Annotated in this window: 15 protein-coding genes; 5 read left to right on the top strand and 10 right to left on the bottom strand. The window is 50.6% G+C overall.

The genetic code is table 11. The features are described from left to right. Positions 1-44 precede the first annotated feature (44 nt). Positions 45-2,162, top strand: coding sequence for a TonB-dependent siderophore receptor (locus tag BG55_RS15645; protein WP_034939398.1), 2,118 nt, complete (start codon positions 45-47; stop codon positions 2,160-2,162). 96 nt (positions 2,163-2,258) lie between these two features. On the opposite strand, the gene BG55_RS21490 is transcribed toward BG55_RS15645, so the two are convergent. The 5 genes from BG55_RS21490 to BG55_RS15620 form a co-directional block, all read right to left on the bottom strand. Continuing rightward, on the bottom strand, positions 2,259-3,275 hold the full coding sequence (locus tag BG55_RS21490; RefSeq protein WP_052018902.1) for a fimbrial protein: 1,017 nt from the start codon (positions 3,273-3,275) through the stop codon (positions 2,259-2,261). Further along, the gene (locus tag BG55_RS15635; protein WP_235192775.1) at positions 3,272-5,776 is read right to left on the bottom strand and encodes a fimbria/pilus outer membrane usher protein; all 2,505 of its coding nucleotides are present in this window, start codon (positions 5,774-5,776) and stop codon (positions 3,272-3,274) included. Before BG55_RS15635 ends, BG55_RS21490 begins: the two co-directional genes overlap by 4 nt. Positions 5,777-5,825: 49 nt before the next feature. After that, positions 5,826-6,551 carry a fimbrial biogenesis chaperone gene (locus BG55_RS15630; protein WP_160170866.1) on the bottom strand — a complete coding sequence of 242 codons (726 nt, stop codon included), beginning with the start codon at positions 6,549-6,551 and terminating at the stop codon, positions 5,826-5,828. A 22-nt stretch (positions 6,552-6,573) separates the two neighbouring features. Beyond that, positions 6,574-7,143 carry a fimbrial protein gene (locus tag BG55_RS21485; protein WP_160170865.1) on the bottom strand — a complete coding sequence of 190 codons (570 nt, stop codon included), beginning with the start codon at positions 7,141-7,143 and terminating at the stop codon, positions 6,574-6,576. A gap of 524 nt (positions 7,144-7,667) precedes the next feature. Continuing rightward, the gene (locus tag BG55_RS15620; RefSeq protein WP_034939396.1) at positions 7,668-7,916 is read right to left on the bottom strand and encodes a GlsB/YeaQ/YmgE family stress response membrane protein; all 249 of its coding nucleotides are present in this window, start codon (positions 7,914-7,916) and stop codon (positions 7,668-7,670) included. A 171-nt stretch (positions 7,917-8,087) separates the two neighbouring features. Between BG55_RS15620 and BG55_RS15615 the strand changes: the two genes are divergently transcribed. After that, entirely contained in the window at positions 8,088-8,825 is a 738-nt protein-coding gene (locus BG55_RS15615) for a flagellar brake protein (protein ID WP_034939395.1), read from the top strand. Positions 8,826-8,933: 108 nt separating this feature from the next. Here BG55_RS15615 and emtA read toward each other — a convergent pair whose 3' ends face one another. Continuing rightward, positions 8,934-9,569 (bottom strand): membrane-bound lytic murein transglycosylase EmtA, encoded by a 636-nt coding sequence (emtA, locus tag BG55_RS15610; RefSeq protein WP_152542804.1) that lies wholly within the window; start codon positions 9,567-9,569, stop codon positions 8,934-8,936. 282 nt (positions 9,570-9,851) lie between these two features. Here emtA and ldcA point away from each other — a divergent pair, with 282 nt between their 5' ends. Beyond that, complete coding sequence (ldcA, locus tag BG55_RS15605; protein WP_034939393.1) at positions 9,852-10,775, top strand: muramoyltetrapeptide carboxypeptidase; 924 nt, start codon at positions 9,852-9,854, stop codon at positions 10,773-10,775. A gap of 50 nt (positions 10,776-10,825) precedes the next feature. On the opposite strand, the gene BG55_RS15600 is transcribed toward ldcA, so the two are convergent. Together BG55_RS15600 and BG55_RS15595 are read right to left on the bottom strand one after the other, a co-directional pair. Next, positions 10,826-11,233, bottom strand: coding sequence for a hypothetical protein (locus BG55_RS15600; protein WP_052018898.1), 408 nt, complete (start codon positions 11,231-11,233; stop codon positions 10,826-10,828). A 104-nt stretch (positions 11,234-11,337) separates the two neighbouring features. Next, positions 11,338-11,562: a YgdI/YgdR family lipoprotein gene (locus tag BG55_RS15595; protein WP_034939392.1), complete on the bottom strand. Its 225-nt coding sequence runs from the start codon at positions 11,560-11,562 to the stop codon at positions 11,338-11,340. A 110-nt stretch (positions 11,563-11,672) separates the two neighbouring features. On the opposite strand from BG55_RS15595, the gene BG55_RS15590 reads away from it, so the two are divergent. After that, complete coding sequence (locus BG55_RS15590) at positions 11,673-11,918, top strand: DinI-like family protein (protein WP_034939391.1); 246 nt, start codon at positions 11,673-11,675, stop codon at positions 11,916-11,918. After that, positions 11,878-12,162, top strand: a complete 285-nt coding sequence (locus BG55_RS22885) for a hypothetical protein (RefSeq protein ID WP_160170864.1) — start codon at positions 11,878-11,880, stop codon at positions 12,160-12,162. Before BG55_RS15590 ends, BG55_RS22885 begins: the two co-directional genes overlap by 41 nt. A 99-nt stretch (positions 12,163-12,261) precedes the next feature. Here the strand turns inward: BG55_RS22885 and BG55_RS15585 are convergent, their stop codons facing one another. Then, positions 12,262-12,468 carry a hypothetical protein gene (locus BG55_RS15585; protein ID WP_052018897.1) on the bottom strand — a complete coding sequence of 69 codons (207 nt, stop codon included), beginning with the start codon at positions 12,466-12,468 and terminating at the stop codon, positions 12,262-12,264. A gap of 354 nt (positions 12,469-12,822) precedes the next feature. Then, positions 12,823-14,574 (bottom strand): putative phage tail protein, encoded by a 1,752-nt coding sequence (locus tag BG55_RS15580; RefSeq protein ID WP_034939389.1) that lies wholly within the window; start codon positions 14,572-14,574, stop codon positions 12,823-12,825. Between the last annotated feature and the right edge of the window lie 145 nt (positions 14,575-14,719).

Here is a 14,719-nt window from a genome sequence, read left to right as displayed (position 1 = left end):
CAGGCGGATTACACCTGGCCGCACATTTTGTAAGGTAACTGACAATGAGAATGCCTTTTATTCTGAAGCGTTCTGCCCTGCTCTGCTCTGTCGCGCTGACTGCGCCTGCTGTTTCTTTTGCTGCTGATACGCTGGTGGTGACCGCGCAACCTGCTGAAACAGCCACCACACCGACCACCGGTTATACTGCCAAAACCAGCACCGGCGCGATGAAAACCGACCGGCCCCTGGTGACCACCGCCCAGTCCGTCTCGGTCGTGACCCGCCAGCAGATGGAAGATCAGGGGGCGCTGGACGTCAATCAGGCGCTCAATTACACCGCTGGCGCATTCACCAATTTTGCCGGTGCCGCCAGCCGTTACGACACCGTTTCGCTGCGTGGCTTCCACGGCGGTGATGTGGACAATATTTTCCTCGACGGCTTACGGCTGATGAGCGATCCGGGCAGTTACAACGTGTTGCAGGTGGATCCGTGGTTTCTGGAGCGCATCGACGTGATTAAAGGCCCGTCCTCGGCTCTCTACGGTCAGACCGTGCCAGGCGGACTGGTGATGGAAAGCTCCAAACGGCCCCAGTTTACTCCGGAAGGCCACTTCCGCGCGTCCACCGGCACCAACAGCACTAACAGTGCGGCCTTTGATTATACCAACGCGATTAACGATCAATGGGCGTTTCGTCTGACCGGGATTACACGTAACAGCAATACGCAATACGATCACACTCGTGAAGAAAAATATGCCATCTCGCCTTCACTGTTGTGGCAACCGGATGAGGATACCTCGCTGCTGTTACGTGCCTACCTGCAAAAAGATCCGTCCGGCGGTTACCACAGCGCCGTACCCGGTGACGGCAGCATTACTGAACATAACGGCCGTAAATTAAGCACCGGTTTTTATGACGGAGACAGTTCGCTGGATCAGTTTAAACGTCGCGAGCAGATTTACAGTTACCAGTTTGCCCATCGCTTTAATGACACCTGGGCCTTCCGCTCCACGGCGAGCTATTCGCACTCCAATGTCGATCTCGATCAGGTTTATCAGATTGGCTGGGACAGCAATAATTCCGACCTGCTGAATCGCTACTATTCCGGTTCGCGTTCGTCGCTGGATGCCTTCGCGCTGGATAATCAGCTGGAAGCCGATTTCGCCACCGGTGAACTGCAACATAAAGTGGTGCTGGGGGCTGAATATCATCAGTACAAAAACGATCTGAGTGATGCCAGCGGCTATGCGACTCAGCTCAACGCCCTGACCGGCGAAGCCGTGGGAACGCGCAGCAGCTACACCTTCACCGATTCACAACGTCGTTATTCCCAGACCGGGGTTTATCTCCAGGATGAGATGCGCTGGCAGAAGTGGCATCTGGATGTATCGGGCCGTTATGACCGTATTGTTTCAGAGACCGATTATTATGATTTCGACAGTAAATACCGTCGTCAGGATGATCATGTCAGTGGGCGCGCCGCGCTGCTGTATGCCTTTGATAACGGCATTTCGCCTTATGTCAGCTACAGCCAGGCCATTACGCCGCAATCTCTCTCCGGCGCGGATGGCAATCTGCTGAAACCCACCACCTCAGAGCAGTATGAGACAGGGGTGAAATATCAGCCGGTGGGCACCTCCGATCTCTATTCAGTGGCGCTGTATGACCTGACGCAGAAAGATGTGGGTAACCGGGTGATTGTCGGTTCCTACTACGAACCGGCGGGTAAAGTGCATTCGCAGGGCATTGAGCTGGAGGCGCATAACCAGCTGACGCCACGGCTGAGCACCCTGGCAAACTTCACGCTTAACCACGTGCGTTACAAAGATTCTGTCGACGGTAATGACGGTCACACACCTTATGTCACGCCAAATTCAATGGCTTCAGCCTGGGCAAAATATCAGTTTGATTATGGTATCAGCGTCGGTGCCGGGGTGCGTTATATCGGTAAACAGTGGGCCGATAATGAAAACACCACCCGACTGCCTTCTGCCACCCTGTTCGACGCCTCGGTACGTGCCGACCTGGGCGCATGGAACAGCAGCCTGAAAGGTGCCTTTGTGCAGGTGAATGCCAATAATCTGACCGATCGTGATTATGTCTCCGCCTGTTATGGCACCGGCTACTGTTACTGGGGCGCAGAGCGCACGATTATTGCCACAGTGGGTTACGATTTCTGATTCAGCCTTTGTAGCCGCATAAAACATTACGCCCGCAGACTGAACGCGGGCGTTTTTTTATTCACTACGGGGGCAATTTCTCCTTACAGAGAAAATTTACTGATAATAAATATAAAAAATCACCGATGATTCTACCGTACCCGGTCTGACCGTTGTTCCTGTCTGGTAGTAACGGGCGATAAAGGGCAACCAGGTAACCCCCTGTTGCAGGGGATAATAATGCGATTGTCCATCCGGGTGAATATGCTCTCCATTGAACAACAGCTGGATACCGACCCCGCTTGCGGTGCTGCTGCCTTCATCAAGCGCAATCACCGACCTGGCCGCATCGGCAAATCCTGATACGGGATGAAAAGAGATGTCAACCTGCTTTCCTGTTCCGTAGCATTCCCTGAGACTGATGTTGAAGGGCACATCCGAACTGGTGCTGCCGATACCGCGAAAACTTTTCGTTGCAACGGTTCCCATTGAAATGACCGGACTGGCGTCAATGGTGCATCCCCCATTTTCAATGATTACATCGCCTGCGATCTGAATGCTGTACAGCCTGCCAATTGGCTGCCGGGCCTCATTCGCTTCGTCAATATCTATTGATTGTGTTATTGCCCCCGTATTGCCATAGACCAGAGGCAGTGAGGTTCTGACCACATAAAATCTTTCTGTCAATGTTGTGACACCATTTCTTACCAGCCCCCTTCTGACTTTTCCTCCGCCCATGAGCGCACTGGAAAGACAGCTCCATTCACCGGTCCCGGAATTTCTCTGCACCCAGACAAGACCCAGGCCGACCCCTTCCAACGCAAATCCCTTATCCAGAATCGGGCAGGTTTTTCCTTCCGGGGTGGTGAATGTCTCACCCGTTGAGCCCCACACGGCGCCGGAGTCACCCGGTTGCAGATAGGTAGCTACGCTGGAAGCACAAGTTACCTGAATATCCTTTTGCGTCATGCTAACCACCGTACCCGGGGTGCTCTGGGTTGGGACGAAGGCGGTTCCAAGCTCTACGATGTGTGTATCAACCGCCGAGGTACAGTGGCCCGCAGCGGAAACCGGCAGGCAGTGCATCAAAAACAGTAACAGCCCGTAAAAGACAGATGTTGAAATTTTATTCATGACTGACACTCCAGCGTGGCCAGTAACAGACCACTGGATTTTTTGATTTCAGGATTGTTGCTGTCAAATGTGGCGTGGCAGGATTTCCCGCCAGTTAACACCGCTTCCAGCGTGGTTTTATCGGCCATGCCAGAGATGAATACCTGACCTTTTTCATCGGTGATGCCAGAACTCTCACCGGCGCGAACCAGCGTGCCGAACGGCAACGGGCGACCATGCTGTTTTAATGTCAGGAAGACACGATAGCCCACCAGCGTCTCATAATCAGAAAGGATCAGCGCTTCCCGCACCGGGATAGCACTGCGGGAAGGCGTAATTAAATCAACATTATCGGCTAACGAGGCGGTATCAAGGCTAATCTCATTCTCTTTATAAGGTGTCAGGGAAGGCACGATGGCATAGCCACGACGGTCAGTTGCCACGCCAGACCGGTTGCGTACCCGAACGTTCTCCGCCCCCGGCGCACGGATCAACGCATAGCCACTCCCTTCAGGCAGTTGCTGTGCAAGGGTCACACCATAGGGATGCACCACCAGCGAACCACTTGCCCCCCATGTCAACCGCTCACTCTGACCGTAGAAGTTGCTGTAGCCCGTGTTCAGCGTGGCCCGATCGCCCTGCCAGCTCAACGATAATGCCGAACTGTCGCTGGTCCGGCTCCCTGCCTGGCGTGAGCGGCTTTGCGCCAGTGAGTAGGCCAGATTGTTTTTTTCCAACGTGGTGCCGCTGAGCATCGTTGTCATGCTGCTCAGGCCATTTGTCGAGCGGGTCATGCGATTTTGCTGACGCAATGTCGTATTGGTTGCACCCAGCCATTTACCCACCGGCAGGCTGACACTGAGCGAGGTAATATTGTCCATCCGGTTGCTGTGCCATGAACGGTTCTGACTCTGGCTTAAGCCAACCGAAATCCCGTTGAAAGATTTGCTCCAGTTTCCGGTGACAGAGCGTGAAAGGGGTTTATGGTTTCCCCGGTACTGCTGCTGGTAAGCGGATAAAGAGAGCGACCCCAGATGCCCGATAGTCTGGCTCATGGATACCTGGACTCTGTTTTTGACAGGGTTATTGCTGACGCTCTGAGAAAAATAATTCCGGCTGGCCTCATCAAAACTGTAATATCCACTGGTGGAATACCGGTAGCCGGCAACGGTGAGATCGGTGCCGGTAGTATCAAAATTTTTACTGTAGCGCAGACGCAATGATTGTCCTTGTGTCTGGTGATGGTCAGCAAAGCGGGTCACAGCATGGGTGACATCCAGTGAAACACCCCCCATCTGGCCGAAGCCCTGCCCCACGCCCAGCATCCCACTGTGATACTGCCCGGCCAGGATAGTCCCGCCATAGATGGAGGTGTCGCTAAGCACGCCATGCAGAATTTCACCCTGCCAGAAAGGCTGTCTTCTGGCGGCAAGATACGCTGATTTGAAGCCATATTCTCCCAGGGTGGTGGAAAATCGCGTGACGCCTTTACGCAGCGAAACCGGCGGGGAAGCGAATGCCTGAGTGTATTCTCTGGTGGTACCATCCTGTTCATGGACCTGTATTTGCAGGTCGCCAGAGCTTGAGGTGGCGTACAAATCGTTGATCACAAAGCTGCCAGGAGAGACCCAGGTTTGATAAAGCAGATTACCATTCTGCCGCACTTCAACCCTTGCATTGGTCAGCGCGATACCTCTGATCTCAGGTGCATATCCCCGCATACTGTCGGGTCGCATTTCATCCTGAGAGGCCAAAGAAATTCCGCGAAAATTCAGACTATCGAAAACCAGCCCGGGGGTGGTGACCTCGCCCGCTGTCAGGCGCGATTGCAGCCCGGGTATGTCACGCTCGATCCAGGTTTGCATGCTGTTCCAGGATGTCCCGGTGATATTACTTCGCGCCAGATAGCCGTAATTACGCACGCGCCAGGCACCAAGGTTGATGCCATTACGCAGATTCAGATATTGCGTACTGGTGGGTCCAGTCCCTGCCTGACGATATTTGGTTTCCGAGCCAGTCAAACTCAAGGACGAAAACAGCATCGGCAAACCATTTTCCCACCGTGATGACGGAATATAGCCCCGATAGCTGTTGTTCATCAGTGCCTGCGGTACGGTAATGGTTAAGCGTTGCTGTTCAAAATCGAACGATTCGCTAAAATCCGGGATGTAATCATGAATATTTTTAATCGGCGTGTCTTCCGAAAAAGCGGACAGTGCCGGAATGCCTGCCATTTTTACCCCCCACTGTTTCAGCAACATGGGGTTAATTACGACACAAAGGTGATTCTCACAGGCAAAAAAATTGAGCTTTTGCCGGCCAACATTTTTTTCGTTTACCATCACGTCAACATTATATTCTCCGGCTAACTGGACATCCACTTTTGCCAGTCTTGACAGATCTATCTCTGCACGTTGTTGTTTATCAAGTCTGAGTGATTGCGTATTAAAATATAACTCGGCCCTGGCAGGTTGCGAGTAATTCAATATAAAAATGCAAGCCGGTATGGCGATGTAATACACCGACTGCCATTTATGCAATCTCTTTACGTTAAACAAGGTTATTTACCCGTCAGAGGTTAATATTTTTTTTCGGGCTGATACCACCATAATCATCAATGATACTGAAACTGATCGCGCTCGGATTTTTTACAGACGTTTCAATTCTTTTTGTCGCAAATGGCATTACCAGACCCGGCTTATCGATGTTTTCACCATTAATATTCATTCTGGTCAGCGTCACCACATAGGGTGTGGGATTAGTAACGGTAATAAAACCGGATCCTTTGGAAACTTGCTGTTGACTCCACGCATTTCCGGCAGCCTTTGCGGTCAGTCCTTTTGGACGATAGATCAGCTTAATGATATTTTGCGTCGAGACTGTCATGCGGGCAGGATTAGCCTGTTTCTCGACGGCAGGTATGGCACGCACATTAAGCAACCAGACACTTTCTTTGTCTTGAGGTAACGGCTGGGCCACGTCGGACACATTAACCACGCGCACGGCGGTGACTTTATTTTGCAAAAGTTTAAAAACAGGAGGGGTGGTGATAAAGGGAATATTTTCTGACTTTCCATCCAGATCGGATACCCAGGACTGAATCAGATAAGGAACTTTTTCTGAGCCATTTGATAATGGAACGGTGGCTTCTTTGGCACCCTCTGAGTAGATAAGACGCGTTGCTCCCAGCGTCAGTCCGGAAGCATGGCAACAAAATGAACTCAGTAACAGTGCTGTGCAAATCGCTGGTTCAGGGTTGAAAAATTTCATAATTTGATCACCAGTTAACTGCCCCATGACCGGGCCATGAGGCATTGGATCAGGATTCAGTGTAATTAATCGTGAATGTCACATCACTATCAATGGAACCGGTGACCGGAGCCGTTCCACTGGCTCTGACCAGATAAGCTCTGAAAGCCGCCGTAGCGGAAGGGATAGGATCGCTGCCTTCCGCCACGTTAAGGGCATTGAGGCCTGAGTTTGCGGCAGCTATGCCCGGACGATAAATTGTCGTAGGTGCCGCAGCATCTTCAATACGAATACCCACTCCGGCAACTGGAGTAGCAAAAAGATTCCCCCCCGTGGCCGCAACAGATTCCCCATTAAATGTAATGGTCGGTGCTGATGAAACGGCACAGTCTGTTAACGCAATAGCGAAGGGAACCGGGCTGGTCGCATTATTTACAGCAGAAAGCGTTTTGCTACTTACCACACCAAAATCAACGGTACCGTAATGCCCCGAAGTTCCGGCCACTGAATCAACCGAACAGGCTGCTGCTGAAATAGTACCAGTAAAATGAATAGTACCGTCATCATTAGCACTTGATAAACAACTAAACCCTGTTCCGGCAAGCAGAATAAGGGGACTTAATATCTTCTTGTTAAGCATATTTGCATCCATATTAATATTGATTAAATATTTTCCACACAACGGAGAGCAGTCTACAAAATAATTTCAGGACAAAAAAGATGCAATGTAAACAGCAGCAAAACGATTATAATATATAAAACACAAACCGGCTCATCTTAATAATTTAACAATTACCTTCCATCAAAACAAAAACCCCAATAACATATCACTACAGGTTAGGGTGAAAATGAAAATAACGCATTAAATCACGCTCACAAAATTAACATCAAAGTCATTCTTTAAAGATTAATCTGGCCGCATTTATAATCCATTTAAAAACAGAGAATATAATGACTGAAATAATATAAAAGCACCATTATTTAACAGGCATTACGCCTTTTAAATAAAGTTAAATTATGAGAAGTGGGAAGGCAGCGATATTAAAAAATTATTATGGCAGGTTTTCTCTGAGCGAGGGAGGCATGAGTATCGCACGGATCCAAATTCATACCTCCCCCAGTAGCAGTATCAAAGAGATGCTGCTTGTTTTAACATGTGGCGCATCAGCTTCGTACTTTGCGATAAATCCACAACACGACGATGGCACCAATTACCGCGACCACAAAGCTTCCGAAGTTAAAGCCGTCTACCCGGCCAAAGCCAAAGAAAGTACTGATCCAGCCGCCAACCACCGCACCGACAATACCCAGCACGACCGTGATAATGAAACCACCGCCATCGCGCCCCGGCATGATCCACTTAGCGATAATCCCGGCAATCAAACCGAAGATGATCCATGACAAAATACCCATTTACTACTCCTTTGCTTTGATTGTTAACACGTCTTAAGTATATGCGAGGATTCTAACTCTGTGATTTAAATCCAAACTTTTTTCAAAGCGTGCTAAAGGCTGCTTTTGCTGTGCCGATAATCTGACATATCCCCGCAGACAGCGTGTTTTGACATTCATCCGGAGTGGAATGTGAAAGAGGAAGACAAAGATCAGTATCTGAAACACGGTCCGCTGGCCGTACTGGCCGTGCTGAAAAGCCTGCTTAAAAATCAGACGCCAGTTCTGGTTGCGCATGACAGGGGGCAATTTATCTCAAAGCTGCTGTCAGCCGATCGCGAGCGGGTGGTGATTGATTATGGCAGTAACGATTACGATAACCAGCTGGTGCAGGAAGCAGACTGCCTGCAACTGTGGGCGGAGACACAGGGTGCCAGGGTGGAGTTTTCGCTCAGCACGCCTGAGGCAGGCAATCATGACGGACTGCCCGCTTTTTTCTCCTCCCTGCCAGACAAGCTGTGGTTGATTCAGCGCCGGGAATTTTTCCGCGTTAACGCGCCCCTCGATCCCATTTTTTATTGTTACGTGCAGTGGCCGGATGGCTCGGGCGAAGGAAGAATGCGTCTCCAGGATCTCTCACTTGGCGGCATTGCCGCACTGGGTGATACCCCCCTGCCGCCGGAGCTGAAAGAGGGGCAGGAGTTCAGAAAGTTACGCGTGGAGCTGGGAGAATATGGCCGCTTTGAAGTGGATGCGCAACTTATCCATACCGGCAAACACAGTGTGGTGAGCGCTAAAAATGAAACCGTGGTCACGCCGCGACTCAGTTTTCGCTTTATTCACCTGAACGTCGCGCAGGAGCGTGATTTGCAACAGGTGATTTTCCTTCTCGAGCGGCTGGCACGTGATAAAGCGACCCGTTTTTTGTAAGTCACAGTCGCTGTCTGTCCCTGATAGCGGAATATAACAGCAGCCCGGGTCTGTGCTGGAGAAATTCATTCAGGGCTGGCGGCAGATTCACCCTGCCGCTGGCAACCTTCAGATAGTGCGGTACGCGGTGGTCACTTTCCACAGATAGCGTGGGGCCTGGGCCGCCGGGTGCTTATTTTGTACATGTCGGTAAAACTCCTCAGGGCTCATCGCGTTGATCATCGCGATGGCGCGATCCCGGTCAGAGGAGAAGGTTCTCAGCAAAGCGCCGGCACCGTTGGCGTAGGAGACAATGGTGGCATAACGCAGGGTTTCCTGATTGCGGATACCGGCAAGAGAACGATCCTGCAAGATTTTCAGATATGCCGTACCTATATCGATATTTTTAACCGGATCGCGAAGTTCAGAACTGCTCGGCTGACCACGCCGCCCCTGCGCCCGGTAGACTTCGCGTCCTGCCGTGGCGGCTTTAATCTGCATCAATCCAATGGCATTCGACTTACTGACTACCGTTGGATTGCCGCCCGATTCCACCGAAATGATGGCGTCAATCAGTTTCTGGTCAACACCATAGTTGTGGGCTGCGTCACCGGTAAATAATGACCAGGCCTGGGCAACTTTTTCGGGTGGCGCTTTGGTTAAGGGTGTCTGCTGTTGTTGAGTAATTATCTGCTTATGTGGCTCACTGGCACATCCCGCCAGTATCAGAACTGCCACCACCGCAACGCTCTTCACGCTTCTCACGCTATATTCTTCCTCTGAGATTTTGCCTCGCACTTCATCTTAACGACTGTTTGACTGAAGAAAATTACCTCCACTCTTAATTTTAAGGGTGATGCAGATGACTTCATTTCGACTTTTCGTCATTATCACCCTGTTCGGTTTGCCAGAATGATAAGACAATCTATCGCCACTGGATAAAAATCAGGCAAATGATAAAAAAAGCGCTCGCTTTTTGCCACTACGTCATCAAAATTGTTAAAAAACCGTCATCCCGCGCGGAAAAAAAAGGTAAAAACATCCATTATGTCCGTCATTCCCCGCACTTTTCATCTGATTGCACCTTCTGGTTATTGCCAGAATCAGCAGGCTGCCTCTCTTGCCGTGCAAAGGCTCAGGGCTCAGGGCCATCACGTGGTCAACACCGGGGTGACAGGCCGCCGGGAACAACGCTTTGCCGGCAGCGATCGCCAACGGCTGGCGGATATGCATCAGTTGATTGATCCTGACTGTCAGCCGGATATTGTGCTGGCTGTACGCGGAGGCTATGGCGCAACCCGTCTGCTACCGAATTTCAACGCGGCCGCCCTCGCCGCCCGTCTGGCAAAACACCCGATGGCGATTTGCGGTCACAGCGACTTCACCGTACTGCAAATGGCCTTGCTCCAACACCAGGCCATTACCTTCAGTGGGCCAATGTTGGCCGGTAATTTTGGTGCGGAAAGTTTGTCTGATTTCACTATGGAGCACTTCTGGCGGGCGATGAGCATGCCAGAGTTAGTCCTGTCCTGGCCCACGACATCACAGCAGACGCTCAATTGTACCGGGACGGTCTGGGGCGGAAATCTGGCAATGCTGTCTTCGCTGTCAGGTACGCCCTGGCTGCCCGAAATTAATGGCGGAATTCTGGTAATTGAAGACGTCAATGAACATCCGTTTCGCGTTGAACGAATGCTGTTACAGCTGGCTCAAAGCGGGATCCTGGCACGGCAGCAGGCCATTATCACCGGAAGTTTTACCGGCAGCACGCTGACTGATTATGACGACGGTTACGATTTTGCCAGTGTCTGGTCATTGATCCAGCAGATAACCGGTCTGCCGGTGATTACCGACCTGGAATTTGGCCATCACTGGCGCACCGTCACCCTACCACTTGGCGCACAGGGACATTTGCAGGTCAGAGAGGGCATCAGCACCCTGACGTTGACCGGGCATCCAACGCTGCAATAAGATTTCGACGCCGTTTGCCCGACAACCGGTGCGCTATGACGATGGTTGCCTTACGAGGTCACCCTGCCCGAGGCATCGGTATGTGGCAGCGTGACCGTACTGTTTTCATGTCCGGCACTGCGGTTACACCGCACCAGTTTCTGACCGCCGCTGTATGAAAACCAGGTTTGTTGATTCGACTCATTCACCATCATCTGATCGCCATTACGAAACAGTGTGATCGCCACTTTCATCCCGTCACTGGTTTGCGATTGTTGATTACCCTCTGCAATCTGAAAATTGTCTCCGGCCCACATCATAGTGGTGAGACCAAACTGGGCGTTGGTAATGGTCATGCCGGGACGGCCGGGACAGGTAATCTGATACTCAGTATTAATGACAGGGGGTGTGGCTGATGATCCGCAGGCGGAAAAAGCAATACCGGCCAGCAGGGCTCCGGCAACGACGGTGGGCAACATGGACAGGTCTCTCCAGGCTTTCTCTTTGATAAGATTAATAATCCATTTCGGACAGATCCTGCCCCCTGTCACCCGGTTGATACAATCAGACTTCACCTGGAATGTCAGTTTTCCAGGTCAGTCATCTCTTTAATGTCGCCCTGACTGACCGCCTGCTGTTTGCCATTTTCATCGGTATAAATCACCATGCCGGCCGCTTTATCCTTATGTGGTTTCCCCTGAACGACAACACTGCTGCCGTCTTTCATATGCATCATATGGTTATCGGAACAACCCGCCAGTAAAGCGCCTGATGCTGTTACCAATAAAATAATCAATTTGCGTTTCATAAAGCTTCTCTTAGTTATCAGTTCACTATGCAGTGTAGCTCAACAAAAAATGATTGAAGATCATTATAAATAACTGTATTTTCATCCAGTATTTTCTACAGGACTAAGATATGTTTGTTGAGCTGATTTACGATAAACGCAACGTTGCCGGTTTACCGGGCGCAGAGCAGATGATCCACAATGAACTGGAGAAACGCATCAGGCGGGTGTTTCCGGATGCCGAGGTGAAAGTAAAACCGATGCAGGCAAACAGTGTTAAAACCGATGCCAGTAAAAGTGACAAGTCGGTAATGCTACGTCTGATTGAAGAGATGTTTGAAGAAGCTGACCAGTGGCTGGTGGCAGAACCGTTCTGAACTGTATTTTTCTTTTTACAGCTGCTTTTTCAGAAAATGCACCCTGTACATTGCATTTCAGCACCAACATGCCAGGCTTATCGAACTATTTTCCCTGGTGTTGGCCCGTGATATATCTGTGCGGGCATTTTTTTCCACGGAAATCATCACAAACTATATGGGTATATTGTTGTTGCCCGATGGTTTTGCGCAATCTTCACTCAAGCCTTCTGCTGGTCAGCTTAATAATTGCAACGCTGTCTGAACCGCTCGCTTCCTGAAAACACTGCGCCGGTTTTGCGCTAAAGGTTATGCCCAACGATTAACAGATGCTGTGCAAAAGAAAGCCAACGCGTTTCAGTCCTTAACCCTGTCGGTGTGACTTTTCGCTGATCTCAGCTGACAGCAGTTCATAAACTGTGGTTGCGTGGGCAGAACTGTCTCGCAACAGTTGAATCGCCTCTTCCAGGCTATGTGGGGTTATCTGACCGATGATGCGCCACCCTAAAGCAATATTTTTTGCTTCTTCCAGACGACCGGGCTGTTGATGTGCTGGCACGACTTCTGACACGGAATTCTCCTGATTTGTGTTATGGACCTATTCTACGGACCAACCGACCGGCATCTCAACCCCGATCGCCACTGGTCATTAAAGTTTGATGTTTTAATCCTGTTTGACTCAATAACCGCCACTTATACAACATAATCAGCCAGATTTTCGCGCAGTACAGATTAATACTATAAGACAAGGCGTTACCTTACCTTTTTACCCTGTGCAGCTGTACTTAATTCGTTAAAAAATCACTGATTTTCCTGTAACAGAATAAATCTGCGTGACTATTTCCGTCAGTAATCGTTGGAATTTTATTCGCATCACGCCAGAAAAAACCGCCCTCGAGGGGCGGTATAAGATGCACAATATTAATCAATTGTAATAAGGGAATTTGCGATCGGAACCGTTAACGTTAAGAGTGATATACCCCGAAGGAGCGCTACCCGCAGGCGGCGTAGCCTCTGAGGTTGCCAGCGTCACCACACCCTTTTCATTGGCTCCCATCCCGGCAAGACCATTATGAAAACTTAACCGGGCGTTCGGACTCACCGTTCCCACGGTGGTTTCATCCGTCACTTCGGTCAGATCCGGGGTAAACAAAGAGCAGTTTCCCGACTCAAAGCGAGTTGGTCCGGTTGACCTCAGGTTAAACATCGTGTCCCCGCTTCCGGCTTTCAGTTTGACCCACACCTCAACGATATCCGAATAACTCGGTTTGTATTTCACATCAAGAATCGCTGTCAGGCCACGGTGAAACATATCTGCGGCGACACTGCTGGCGCACCGTTGCAGGTTAAGCCAGGTTACGCCGGAAGATACCGCCTGTAACGGGTTGGCGGCGATGCCGGATGGCGCAGCCGTCGACAACTTGCTGATCATCTCCACCGTCCACTGCTGGTTGGCTTTGGGAAAGGTAAATTTACCCAGGCGATACCATTTATCGACTGCGGAGGTGTTACTCATTTTGAAACCGCTGTACCAGCCTGCTTTCAACGATCCCGTCATCACCGTGCCGAAATTCTCATCACGCCGCCAGCCTCGTTCATAAGCTGAGAGCCAGCACCCGGTAGTGGAGTCATTCGTCACTGAAGATCCGGACTGAAGATTGAGCTGACGGATCAATGCGCGGCTGTCATTCATACACAGGGCATTATCACAATCCTCGACGCTGAGTGCGTCAACCACCCACTGCCCATTACTCAGGTCGCCAGGAAAGCGGGTGTGCTCTATCCAGACATTACGGATAACGCCCTGGGTGAGGCGCGGCATCATCAGCGTGGCATCACCATAACCGTACTGGAAGTTGGCATTTGACAACTCTATTGCCGTGCAGTGGTCCCAGACACCATTTGGCGAGTTGGACCAGCTAACATCAATCACCCGCGCATAGGTGTTCTGGGTGTAGATCTGGTCGAAATGCGTATCCAGCGTGTCCAGTAATTTAATTACCGTACCGCCGTTATATTGCGCCCGAAAACAACATATTCTGACAAACTCGCCTTCCGTGGTGATGTTTTCAAAAAAAGGCTGAACGTTGGACAACATACCGGCGGTAATTGCGCCTGTATTACTGGTGGTATCTGCCGTGGCCTGCCCGTTCCAGGCAATCCCCCGGATCATGCTGCGCCGGGCGTTGACTTTAAACACCGTATTCGCTGACTTATCAGAAATAATGGTGGTACGGGGCGACACACCATAAGGACAGTCATCGCCATAAATCGCAAAACAGGGAATTTCACTGGCGCTGAGGTCTATCGGTGAAATGAGGAATTTTCCTGCCGGAAAACGCACGCCGATATTTTTAACGTTACTGTCATAGCTCTGTGACCAGCTCAGCATCCGTTTAAAGGCATCAGCATCATCGGTGACACCATCGCCTCTGGCGCCAAAGTGATAAAGATTAACCTCCTCTGTATCATTGACGATTCGCTTCCAGTAAAAGCTACTGCCCTTCGCCAGCGTACCTCCATCATCACTTAAGGTGGTGGTGCCGGTAAAACCAACGAAATCGCCTCCGCCATGAAAGCTGGAATCTTTATCGTAATAACGTTTGAGGGCGGCGATATCCCCCGCTTTAGCTGGTGCTGTGGTTCTCAGATCGGCAAAGCAATTTACTTCAATCATAACAACCTCCGGATGAATAGCAGGTGAAGCAGTTGCCCGGACGGGCGGTTATCACAACGCGTCAGCGTGACGTGGTGAAGGTAAAACATGTTGACAGGATCCCGGCCCCCCGTTTTCATCAGGTTTTCCACACGGGAAAGACCCG

Origin of the sequence: Erwinia mallotivora (genome assembly GCF_000590885.1) — a bacterium.
In the GTDB taxonomy this organism is placed as follows: Bacteria; Pseudomonadota; Gammaproteobacteria; order Enterobacterales; family Enterobacteriaceae; genus Erwinia; species Erwinia mallotivora.
This window is presented reverse-complemented; position numbering and strand designations above follow the sequence as displayed.

Coding starts and splice junctions, on each gene's coding strand:
- BG55_RS15630 (WP_160170866.1), bottom strand. CDS start 6,551: ATGGGGCAGTTAACTGGTGATCAAATTATGAAATTTTTCAACCCTGAA.
- BG55_RS15595 (WP_034939392.1), bottom strand. CDS start 11,562: ATGAAACGCAAATTGATTATTTTATTGGTAACAGCATCAGGCGCTTTA.
- BG55_RS15600 (WP_052018898.1), bottom strand. CDS start 11,233: ATGTTGCCCACCGTCGTTGCCGGAGCCCTGCTGGCCGGTATTGCTTTT.
- BG55_RS15580 (WP_034939389.1), bottom strand. CDS start 14,574: ATGATTGAAGTAAATTGCTTTGCCGATCTGAGAACCACAGCACCAGCT.
- ldcA (WP_034939393.1), top strand. CDS start 9,852: ATGTCCGTCATTCCCCGCACTTTTCATCTGATTGCACCTTCTGGTTAT.
- BG55_RS21485 (WP_160170865.1), bottom strand. CDS start 7,143: ATGCTTAACAAGAAGATATTAAGTCCCCTTATTCTGCTTGCCGGAACA.
- BG55_RS15620 (WP_034939396.1), bottom strand. CDS start 7,916: ATGGGTATTTTGTCATGGATCATCTTCGGTTTGATTGCCGGGATTATC.
- BG55_RS15590 (WP_034939391.1), top strand. CDS start 11,673: ATGTTTGTTGAGCTGATTTACGATAAACGCAACGTTGCCGGTTTACCG.
- BG55_RS21490 (WP_052018902.1), bottom strand. CDS start 3,275: ATGAATAAAATTTCAACATCTGTCTTTTACGGGCTGTTACTGTTTTTG.
- BG55_RS15645 (WP_034939398.1), top strand. CDS start 45: ATGAGAATGCCTTTTATTCTGAAGCGTTCTGCCCTGCTCTGCTCTGTC.